At 36.4% G+C, this 11,058-nt stretch carries 11 protein-coding genes and 2 pseudogenes; 11 read left to right on the top strand and 2 right to left on the bottom strand.

Annotation, left to right across the window (positions count from 1 at the left end; genetic code table 11):
• Positions 1 to 6 precede the first annotated feature (6 nt).
• From RHOM_RS15950 to RHOM_RS17210, 9 genes and pseudogenes are all read left to right on the top strand, one after another.
• The gene (locus RHOM_RS15950; protein WP_006859551.1) at positions 7 to 348 is read left to right on the top strand and encodes a hypothetical protein; all 342 of its coding nucleotides are present in this window, start codon (positions 7 to 9) and stop codon (positions 346 to 348) included.
• 11 nt (positions 349 to 359) lie between these two features.
• Positions 360 to 758 (top strand): hypothetical protein, encoded by a 399-nt coding sequence (locus RHOM_RS15945; RefSeq protein WP_009860902.1) that lies wholly within the window; start codon positions 360 to 362, stop codon positions 756 to 758.
• Positions 759 to 761: 3 nt separating this feature from the next.
• On the top strand, positions 762 to 1,445 hold the full coding sequence (locus RHOM_RS15940) for a SpoVG family protein (RefSeq protein WP_009860901.1): 684 nt from the start codon (positions 762 to 764) through the stop codon (positions 1,443 to 1,445).
• A gap of 51 nt (positions 1,446 to 1,496) precedes the next feature.
• Positions 1,497 to 2,393 (top strand): DUF6674 family protein, encoded by an 897-nt coding sequence (locus tag RHOM_RS15935; RefSeq protein ID WP_009860900.1) that lies wholly within the window; start codon positions 1,497 to 1,499, stop codon positions 2,391 to 2,393.
• A gap of 448 nt (positions 2,394 to 2,841) precedes the next feature.
• Positions 2,842 to 4,413: pseudogene (locus tag RHOM_RS15925) on the top strand (methyl-accepting chemotaxis protein).
• A 29-nt stretch (positions 4,414 to 4,442) separates the two neighbouring features.
• Positions 4,443 to 4,595, top strand: coding sequence for a hypothetical protein (locus RHOM_RS18075; protein ID WP_009860896.1), 153 nt, complete (start codon positions 4,443 to 4,445; stop codon positions 4,593 to 4,595).
• Positions 4,596 to 5,017: 422 nt separating this feature from the next.
• Positions 5,018 to 5,812 (top strand): hypothetical protein, encoded by a 795-nt coding sequence (locus RHOM_RS15915; RefSeq protein ID WP_009860895.1) that lies wholly within the window; start codon positions 5,018 to 5,020, stop codon positions 5,810 to 5,812.
• A 459-nt stretch (positions 5,813 to 6,271) separates the two neighbouring features.
• Entirely contained in the window at positions 6,272 to 7,375 is a 1,104-nt protein-coding gene (locus RHOM_RS15910) for a C39 family peptidase (RefSeq protein WP_014081278.1), read from the top strand.
• Between the two features lie 45 nt (positions 7,376 to 7,420).
• A pseudogene (locus RHOM_RS17210) lies at positions 7,421 to 7,585 on the top strand (plasmid mobilization protein); the annotation flags it as partial.
• 53 nt (positions 7,586 to 7,638) lie between these two features.
• Here RHOM_RS17210 and RHOM_RS15905 read toward each other — a convergent pair.
• Both RHOM_RS15905 and RHOM_RS15900 read right to left on the bottom strand, forming a co-directional pair.
• Positions 7,639 to 8,451: a DUF3658 domain-containing protein gene (locus RHOM_RS15905; RefSeq protein WP_014081277.1), complete on the bottom strand. Its 813-nt coding sequence runs from the start codon at positions 8,449 to 8,451 to the stop codon at positions 7,639 to 7,641.
• A 172-nt stretch (positions 8,452 to 8,623) separates the two neighbouring features.
• Positions 8,624 to 9,217, bottom strand: coding sequence for a hypothetical protein (locus tag RHOM_RS15900; protein ID WP_009860890.1), 594 nt, complete (start codon positions 9,215 to 9,217; stop codon positions 8,624 to 8,626).
• Positions 9,218 to 9,959: 742 nt separating this feature from the next.
• On the opposite strand from RHOM_RS15900, the gene RHOM_RS15890 reads away from it, so the two are divergent.
• Together RHOM_RS15890 and RHOM_RS15885 are read left to right on the top strand one after the other, a co-directional pair.
• On the top strand, positions 9,960 to 10,292 hold the full coding sequence (locus RHOM_RS15890; RefSeq protein WP_014081275.1) for a helix-turn-helix domain-containing protein: 333 nt from the start codon (positions 9,960 to 9,962) through the stop codon (positions 10,290 to 10,292).
• Between the two features lie 44 nt (positions 10,293 to 10,336).
• Entirely contained in the window at positions 10,337 to 11,044 is a 708-nt protein-coding gene (locus RHOM_RS15885; RefSeq protein ID WP_009860887.1) for a LytR/AlgR family response regulator transcription factor, read from the top strand.
• The last annotated feature ends 14 nt before the right edge of the window (positions 11,045 to 11,058 follow it).

Raw genomic sequence — 11,058 nt, 5'->3', positions numbered from 1 at the left:
AACTCTATGAGTATAAGGAAAGTGGTCGCAGGACTACTGATTACAGCAGGGATTGCCATTATGGCAGTCCCTTTTTTCTGGTGTACAACCGGAGAGAGAAACACGAACCAGCTCATAAATGAATTTGAGCAGACATTGGAGGAGAAGCAGGATGAAAGGACAGAGGTTGAGAAAGAGCAAACCACCGTTAGTAAAGAGGAGAAAGCCATTCTTAAAGAAGGCAGTATCATCGGCATTATTGAGATACCGGGAATAGATATCAGATACCCAGTAATGGAAGAAACCGGAAGTGAAATGCTGAATGCCGGGACAGGGAACAATGCGTTTTGTTGTCAGGTGCAGATATAAGGAGGCGGCAGATGAATAAGAGATACCGACTGGGGGAGATAGAAGAAGCTGTATCGGAAATGGAGGAGCTGATCGACACTCAGGACGATATTGCAGAGATTGATGATGACTTTCAGATAGTCGTAAGCGGCTGGTCTGTGTATGTCGAAAGCCTGAATCTGACACTCAGACAGGGAATAGCCTGTGTATGGGATGCAGAGGAAGGATTATTTATGCCTGATTTTGATGTGACTATCGTGTATGAGGGGAACATTGAAACACAGGAGTGGCTCTACTACGAGCAGGACGGAATGGTCGTTACACTTGGCAACTGGTTAAATGGCAGATTGTCTTGTGAACAGATAGAACAGCTTTGGTGTGAGCTTATCATACCGGAGCAAAACAAAGAACAAAAAGAAAGCGAGGAATAGTATATGAAGTATTCAATTAAGGTAAACGAAGTAAGAGCAAAAGAGGGCAGCAATATCAAAGGATTTGCAACAGTGGTATTCGGTGATTCATTTAAGATTACCAATATTGCAATCCTTGAGAATAAGGACAAGGGAGAACTTTTCGTATCAATGCCTAGATACCGCTCCAATGAGCGTGATGAAAGCAATGGTGTGATCTATAAGGATGTGTGCAATCCTATCACAGCAGAGTTTCGTGAGGAACTCTATACCAATATCCTTGATGCTTATGCAAGAATCAAGGAACCGGAGAAAGAGGAGACACAGAAGCAGGACAGAACACAGGAAATGCCTGAGTTTTCCGTAACTGTGACACCTTATGAGAGGGAAGGCAGTAACATCAAGGGACTTGCCCGTATTTACTTTGAAAACAGTTTCATTGTAAATAACATCAATATCGTGCAGGGCAAAGAGAAAATCTTTGTATCAATGCCATCTTATAAGACAAAGCAGGTGGATGAGCAGGGAAAACCAATCTACCAGGATGTCTGCTATCCGGTCACAAAGGATTTCAGGGAAAAACTCTATAATGAGATTATCTCGGAATATGAGAAAGCAAAGGATAAGAGCAACGAAAAAGCAAGGGAGAATGCCGAACAGAACCACGGAAATCCCGACAGGGAGAAAAAGGATACTCCCTTTCGATAATTAAGGTTAAGGGGCGGCAGGAGCTGCCCCGTTTATAAGGAGGAAAAGCAGATGGAAGCAGAAAAGACACTTACCAATGAGGAGATCATAAGGGAACTTCTTGACCTATTAAAAAAGAATGCTATGAAAGAGCCGGCAAATGATGTATTTGAGATATGCACCTATGTGGATGGTCTGGAGAAAAAGATTGCGTCTATGACAGAAGAACTTACCAGTATGCAGGACCAAATCAAGAAAATGCAGGAAGATACCCTTATCAATAATGCAAAAAAAGCATTAACAGAAGCACAGGAGCGACTCAATGCCAGATGTGAGCAGATAAAGTCACAGGTATCTGAGATAAAGGTACAGGTAAAATCTACTGCCAAGAATATTGTTGATGAAACAAAGGCAAAGGGCAGGGCGGCACTTTACAGGGTGACAGAATTTGTAGGAATTAAGAAAAGACTTCTCAATGTCAGAACAGTGGTAAAAGATACGATTGTATCTACAGACAGGGATATTGCAAGGACAGCACTTCTTGCAAAGGGATTCCGTGAAGCTGGTCAGACCGTAAACAATGCGTTCCGTACCTTTGCAGATAAACCGGAGATGGATTATTCACAGAAGGAACAGAAACACCCTCTCACAAAGGCGGCACTTGCCCCTATGAAAGCAGTGAGAAAATTGCTTGTATCAATGGAGCTGCATCTGGATGCTTCGATTGATAAGCTGGATAATCTGGCTATGAATGTGCAGCTTGATAAGGAAAAGCGTATGGAGCAGACAAAGGATAAGGAACAGAAAGCACCGGATACAGAAAGAGAGATCATCTATTCACCGATGGTAGCTGAACCACAGGAGTACAAGTATAATGCAGATGCTTTTGAGGCAAGAAAGACATCGGAGGCAAAGCAGGAAACGGCGGGGAAGGAGCTGCCAAAAGTCAGAGAAGATAAAGCCAGATAAGTTTAGGGGCGTGGGAGTAAAATCCTGCGTCCTTTTTATTTGTTTTAATAGCAGGCAAAAAATGGCGAAAATATAAAAAAATGCAAGAAATGGCGAGTAATTTATCGAGGAATAAGTTATCCTTTGAGTAAGATAGATGGACTGTGGTTATGTATAAAATTTTGCAAGTAATAAATTTTATACGAAAAAAACACAGAAATGGGTTGCATATATGCAGGCTGATACATATAATCTCGACAGACAGACAGACAGACAGACAGACAGACAGACAGACAGACAGACAGACAGACAGACAGACAGACAGACAGAATAAGTCTGTTTTCTTTTGGCATGATCTGATTGTATATGGCACATTTTGGTTATGCGTTAGTGCATAATTGAAATGTGCCTTTTATATTGAAACCACCTTGATGTACGGTCATATATTGACTTGTATATATACATATTGATGGGACAACAAAGAACCATTTTATCCATTAGGAAGGAGACAAGACAAATGTTTAAGAAACTTAACAAAATGAAGATTGGTGCACGACTGAAAAAATCTTTCAGACAGATTATTCTCATTTTTGGAATATTATCAGCACTGGTTGTAGTGATTATGCTTTATACGATAAACAACTATGGAACGATACTGGATAATTATGCGTATCCACAGGGAGACATTGCTATGGCAATGAATGAATCAGCGGAAGTAAGGGCTGCCTCAAGAGGTATTGTAGGTTATGATTCAGATAGTCTCATTGAAAGTATGAAAGAACAGCATGAACAGGCTGTTAAATCGTTTGAGGAATATTTGGAAAAAATACGCCCAACAATGATAACAAAAGAGGGAACTGCCTGCATGGACGCTATTGATAAAGCATGGGCAGAGTATAAGGAAGTGGATGCAAAAGTAATTGAGGTCGGTGCAACGACTGATACTGCGAAATCATTACAGGCTCAGCAGATGATGACCGATGAAGCAGCACCAAAGTATCAGGCGTTGAATGATGCTTTACAGAAACTTATGGCTTTGAATATTTCATTGGGAAATGCTGAACGTGCACAGTTGAGAACGATTATGATAGCTGCATTGACAATTATAATAATTGTAATTGCAGTATCAACGATTTATTCAAACAGTCTTTCTGTTGCAATATCAAAGAGCATTGAAAAACCATTAAATGAATTAAAGGACAGATTTATTACATTTGCAGAGGGTGACATAGATTCTCCACTTCCAACGGTTGAGTCTGAGGATGAAATTAAGGAACTTGTGTCTGGTGTATCTGCAATGTCAGACAGAATCAGAGTTATCATTAAAGATTCTGGCAGAATGTTAAATGAAATGTCAGATGGTAATTTTGCGATTGATACAGAGTGTGAGGAAGTATATACAGGAGCATTTACCGGTTTGCTGACAGGCATAAGAAAAATGAATGAGGAGATTGATACAACTGTAAGAGGGGTAGATGATGCATCGGGGCAGGTTCTTACAGGTTCCACAAATCTTGCAGAAGCGGCACAGTCTTTAGCAGAAGGCGCAACGGATCAGGCGGCATCGGTTGAGGAAATGCAGGCAACTATCAATGAACTTACAAGCGGAATAAAAACAACAGCAGAAGAATTGGGAACAGCTTACGATGAAGCCTATAAGTATGCGGAGATTGCAGAAGGCAGTCGTGGAGATATGGAAGTATTAGTGCAGGCTATGTCACGCATAAATGAAACCTCTGAGAAGATAGGAGCAATTATCACACAGATTGAAGATATTGCAAGCCAGACAAATCTTCTTTCATTAAATGCTTAGATTGAGACAGCAAGAGCCGGAGAAGCCGGAAAAGGTTTTGCTGTTGTTGCGGATCAGATCAGAAACCTTGCAGAACAGAGTGCAAAATCAGCGGTGGATTCAAAAGCACTTATTGAAGCGGCTATTCATGAGGTTGGAGATGGAAATATGTATGCAGAGAAAGCCTCAACTTCATTGAGAGAAGTTGTGGATGGCATACAGGCGATTGCAGACAGTGCGAAAAAATAAAAGAAATTTCCATTGAACAGGCAGACAGTATGGAACAGGTAGAGGTAACCGCAGAAAGAATTGCTGAAGTTGTTCAGAATAATTCGGCTGCGGCACAGGAAACATCAGCGACAAGTGAAGAACTTACAGCTCAGGCTACTACACTTAGTGGTATGGTTTCGGTATTTAAATTAAGACAATAAGAATAGCCGACTGGAATTTAGAAGAGATGTGGAAGTTATTTTGACATTATGAGTGGAAAAAAACTGTGTAGGTGTTTCGGTGAATTGTTCTCTGATTATATCAAATGCAAGAATTGTCAGTTAAGGCTGGAATCCTTACCTTGACTGACATTCCAGCATTTAATGCTCATGTGCGGTAAAGTAATACACAAGAATTTCATAGGTAGCAGCCCACTATTCCTAAATCTTTTGTGGAAAAAAAATAAACTCAAAATTTACAGTTAATTTTGGATATTGTGCATAAAAATAAAGATATTTCAAGTTATTGGAAATTATATTCAGTATCCTGTATTTACAAATGTCGATTTGTGTGGTATTATAATTATAAATAAAAGCTGTTTGATAGTGCGGTTAGTCTGGATTTTTGAAAGGAGGAAAACTTTATGAAAAAGTTTTTATCAGTAATTGCTACGATGTTGACGTTAACCCTTATGATGTCAACAGTCGCTTTTGCAGCAAATGACACTGATGATTCAGTTGTTTACAATGGGCGGTCCTTCAAAGCAACCGAGTTATCACAAGAAACTCTTGACTGGTTAGAATGGTATAATGGCTTATCTGATGATTTAAAGGAAATGGTAAGTCATGAGCCATTGGAATTGGCATCACCTACTCCATGCACAACCACAACAACCGTTGATGCCACAGCTTTAGATATTGACATTCCTATGCCACTTGAAACTTCGCTTCTTCCAACAAGTGGATATGAGCCTGTCTATAATCCTGATTATTGGAATAAAGATGAAAACATTAGACGGGCAAATTGCTATGCTTACGCTATGGACGTATTAAAAACAACAGAAGGCAAATTACAGCCAGGCGATCCATCAGGTAAGCGTTATACGTCTTTAACAAAAAGTGCGATTGAAAAAGCTGTTAAAGCTGATGGTCCATATTTAGGTAGCGGACGTGAAATTACAAATTCAAGTAAAAATGCAACTCCGGGAAAGAATCAATACAAAGTTGCCTTAGTTATCGCTCCTAATTCTGATTATCACTGGTATGTACAAAATAGAGATGGCTATTGGTCGCATAAACAAGGTTATTTAAAAGTTTCTAATGTTGATGCAAGTGGAAAGAAAATTACAGACCCTCAATCTTGTGACCGAAATTATGGCTCAGGACTAAATTATTCCACATTTTGCGGATATTATTTAGTAAAATATACTAATAGATGATGAAAAGATATGTTAGTATATTTATAGTATTGATTGTTTTGGTGATAGGAGTGTTTTTCGTACATCAATCATCTACTTCCCATTTATCAATGGATATTGTCAATTCTATAATTAAATCAAAAGGTATTAACAACGTCACATGGGAAGATTTTGAAAAATATACCTATCAAGATATAGGAAGTGGGAATTATATTTATCAATACGAGTTACCGAACGGCTTTTATTTGTATTTAAGCGGATCAGCTTTAGATACTCCCCCTACATATATTTACATAGTAGATAGGAATGGAAATCGGATCGATTTAAAGAAATGATTTTCAATGATGGTTTTAGGGCTAAAGAGGGTATTCTAAAACCATCATTTTTAATTTGATATGTACGTTGTTTTGAAAAGGGCGATTCCAATGTATTTATAGGATTTGCTTGTTAAAAAAACTAAATTAGAAATGAGGTACAATTATGAAATTTAAAAAAATTATTTCTGGTATATTATCTTTAACACTTATATTAGGAGTTTGTAGTATATCTGCTTTTGCAGCAGAAAATACCAGTGGGTGCTATGTTGTCACTGAAGAAACTCCTGAAGAAATTCTTGAATATGCAAAAGAGGAGTTCCCCGAATTTCTCTCCCATCATTTAAGTTCTAACGGAATTAATGCGGGAGAAGCACAATATACTTTGGGCTATCCTATTAATATTCAAGAATCTGATGGTACTAACCGAATTTACGATTTTCCTGTTATGGAAAATGGTGAAATTTTTGCAATGCTCACCATCTATGACGAAAATGGTGAATATTACACACAGCTTGACGAAAATTTAATGGCTGAAAAGTTAAATGAATTACAGAATGTAAGCTCTCAAAGTTCTCCTATTAGTCTAGTTTCCAATAATGCTGGATTTTTTGCAGTAGTAAATGATTTTGTAGAGCCACTTACACCGGATAGTGAAATTGAAAATACCGTTTCTTTGATGAATGAAAGTATTACTGGTAATATTGTTAATATTACAAATGTACTTTCAGAAACAGATGGAAATAGTATTTCCCTTATGGAATCAAGCAATCCTAGTCCGTTAGGCGTTGTATGCGTTCCTCAAACAGATGACGGGACTTTTAATGGTACACAGAAAGAATGGTGCGGTGCTGCGGTTACTGCTGCGATTATTAACTACAAAAAGGGAACTTCTTTAACAGCAAAAGGTGTTACAAAAGAAGCGTTAGGCTCTGCTAAAAATGAAGGACTAACTAATTCAGAAGTTATTTCTGTTGCAAAAAATCATGGGTTATCTCCCAAGTCTGGAAACCCTCTAAGCTATTCATCAGTTAAGACAGAAATCAATGGTTATCGCCCAATATATATGCAAATGCAGCGGAAATCTGATGAAGGAAAAAAATACCACGCTTTAACTCTAATTGGATATAGTTCTTCAAAATATACTGTATTAAATCCGTGGCAAAGTAGTAGCATAACCCTTACCAAAAAAGATAGCGGTAGTGATGTCACCTATGTAACAGGAACAAGAACATATAAATGGTATACCAGCATTTATAACTGGAAATAAGATGTTGCTGGGGAAGTGAGAAAAAATCACTTCCCCTAATATCTGTTTTTGCGGCAGGCTATCTAGCGGGCGACTATCCGCCACGTTATCCATGTGTCCGCTATTAATGATGAATTGCTTGCCGCTGTCGGCTGGTTAGCAGCCGAGTACGGGCGGATCAGCGGCAATCTTAATCAGATAGCCCGGTATCTGAACGAGTACGGCGCACCAAAAATCATTGATTATTCTTAAACGGACAAATTTAAAGTGAAATAAAATTTTTATTAAAAATTCTTTTGTACTAATGTCAAATATGCGTTACTGTTATTTTTTATTATGGACAGCTTATTTTTTTTAACTAAGTATCTAATTCTATAAATAATATAATAATCATCTATACATGCCAAATAATGTTCTGAAAGATTCTGAATTATTTTATTGATTGTCGTAATCTTATTTTCACAAAATACGCCTAATATAATATCATCAAAAAAGTTATCATGTATTCTTACAATGCTTCCATTGATATAGCTTCTCAAATTCCAGTTAGAATTAATATTTTTATTCCAACTATTTATGCATTCGTTTAGTTCATATCGTGTTAATTTTTTCGCTTCCTTCAATAAACCAAGCATAATTTCTGCCTCCACTTGTGTCCAAGAAAAAATATTGCCATAGCCTCCAACACATACATTTATATCCATCACATAAATATTAACATTACAATTTTTAAGTTCATTACAAACACAATATAATCCCAATAAGGAAGAAGGTAAGTTATCCACCCATATTCTGAATGCATTTTTTTCGTTCGCAAGCCTTTTTATTTTTTTAAATCTATTTAGATTATCAATATATGAATAATGTTCATAATATATTTCTTCAATGAATTTCTTCCTACAATTGCTATCCAAACAACAATTTATGGGTCCTTTATCAAGATATAATTGCAAACACAATATATCATTCAATGCTACATCACTTGCCTGTCCTTTTTCGTTCATATATGTAATTATTTTTTCTGGTTCTCTTTTACATTGTCGCATAATGACTCGTAAATTAGCTGCAATTCCTTCATCAAAAACAATCTCAATCATTTTAATCTCCAATCAAAATAATGTCTATAAAATCCCACCTATATTAATTATATAGGTGGGCAAAATAATGTGCAAACTATACTGTTATTAAGTTCATGAGTTTTCTATAATCTGACTTGTTAATTCGCAATCACAGAATGCAACAATCCAATTGGATAACAAAATTAAGTTTTTACTTTATAGGATTAGTAAGTTTCTTTTCTGGAATTGAGTAGCTTGTGTCTCCATTTACCGAAAAACTGGATTTAACATATACATATGGATTATTCGGTGTACTTCCAGCATAATAATACTGTTTAGCATCACTTACAGTAGTTTTTCTCAAATAGCTTGCATGAGATGCTGAAACAGCAGATAAATATGATGAATTATTTTTAGGCTTTACAGATAAACTATGATATGTAAAATAGTCGCTTTTATCTATTACAGTTGCGGTCATCTGTACCTCATAGTAATGATTAACTCCTTTTAACCCATCATCAAAAAACATATAGCCTCCTACAATAACATCCTCAACCAGCTTATATGTTTCTGTCTCACCAGATATTATGGTCATCTCTCCATTCTTATCTATTGCAAAATAAATGGTTTCAATAGGGGTTCTTTCATCACTAAATTCTTCTGCATTTTCCTTAACATATGCTGCCACTGTATCTATAGCCGCATTTTCTTCAGATGGCATTGCATAAGCGTAATTAGGAATGGTAGTTATTCCAAGCATCATGGCTAATGATAAAATAGCTATTATTTTCTTAATTTTCTTCATATAATTGTAATTCTCCTTCCACTAATGAACAAATTTCAATATATATGCACATTATTTGGAAAATAATAGCATACAGAAATATAAATTTACACTCTCTATGCACGAAATACGCATTTATTGCACGAAGTATAATTCTTTTGATTTTATCGAGCAGGAAACTAAGATTTTTTATATTAAGAAAAACGTTATGCTTTAATGTCTTTAATGCATCTTTATGCTTTTCGTGCAAAAAAATCTTACTTCGTGCAGAAAAGGTGAAATATTATAAGATGCTTGTCGATATAAAAGAAAAATAAAAAGGTTTTTATATGAAAAAGCTTAATGATATAGCTATGAAATTACTTGCAAAAAAGTAAAATTTATGTGGCTTTTGCCATTTTACAAATATCCAAAATATACCGATTGCAAATAATATTGCAACAGCGGATTTTATGATTCATTCCACGCTTATGAATGAACAGTATTCACATCAGATTGAAAATTTTAAAAATACAGTGGATGTCAGAGTAAAAGAAATGCAGTGATGGATATGATAAATAGCCAAAAACTGTCCGCTAATAGAATTTACAACAGAATATAGAGCAGATAAAGACGAATGGTATCAGATGTGCCATTCGTTTTTTTAATAAAAGCACAAATTAACCTACTTACGAGCATAAAATGATGTGCGTTGGGTTGTTTTCTGGACTATGAGAATCAAAGTCCCATTGATATGATTAACATGGAAAAGAGGTGCAAAATCTTGGACACAGGAAGAAAAGATGCCAATATACAGATAGGAAAGAGACTAAGAGAGGCAAGACTGAATATGAACCTCGAAAAGTCAGAAATTGCGGATGTATTGGATGTTACAGTAGAACATTATCGAAAGCTTGAGGCGGGTATAACGGGAATATCTGTAGATAAAGTGTTGACACTCTATCATAAATATGGAATTGATCCTACATATCTGATAACAGGTGAGAGCAGTATGAAAGATTTTAATCTGGATTACTATGTTGCGAACAGCACAAAGGAGCAGAGAAATGATTTTTTTGACCGTGTGCTGGCTTATTTATCTAAGTTGATTAGATAAATTGAAGTGCTTCCTACTTCCAAGCCCGAAAAGGAGGAAGTGTTATGCTTAATATTGCGGTCTGTGATGACAGCAGAACAGATGTAGAAATGCTGGAAAGTGCTTTTGATAAGTTAGTGCAGTACCAGTTTTCTTATGAAGTGTATTTTACAGCGAAGGAGTTGCTGAAGCATGTTATAGATGATGGGGAAATGTATCATCTGTATATATTTGACATTGAAATGCCGGAGATGAATGGTTTGCAGCTTGCAAAAGAAATCCGGAAAATAGATGCCAAAGCATTGTTTGTATTCCTGACTGGATATACGCAGTATGTTATGGATGTTTTTGAGGTTATTACCTTTGACTATATTTCTAAACCGATTACAGTGGAAAAGCTGGAGTCCGTCCTTTTAAAAGCCATGCAGTATCTTCATATGATAAAGCGTGACTTTGTCTTTCAGTTCCGAAAAAATCAGTTTCGTATTAGCTGCGATGATATTGTGTATTTTGAGAAGAAAGGTCGTCAGGCAGTGATACATACGATCTCAGAAAATTTCAAGGCAAATATGACAACTGAAGAAATATGGAAACAGCTTGATGATAAGGTCTTTGCCCATATTCATGTATCATATATCATCAATCTTGGGCATATCAGGGCGATTGAGGGAGATGAAGTAGTGATGGACAATGAAGAAAGACTTCTGATTGCTCGTTCCCATAAGCAGAATTTAAAAGAAAAACATATGGAGTTTGTAAGGAGGATGGTTTAAGGATGGAATATGTG

The organism is Roseburia hominis A2-183 (assembly GCF_000225345.1).
Taxonomy (GTDB): domain Bacteria; phylum Bacillota; class Clostridia; order Lachnospirales; family Lachnospiraceae; genus Roseburia; species Roseburia hominis.
Note: the sequence above shows the minus strand (reverse complement) of the source record. Positions and strands in the feature narration are given on the sequence as shown.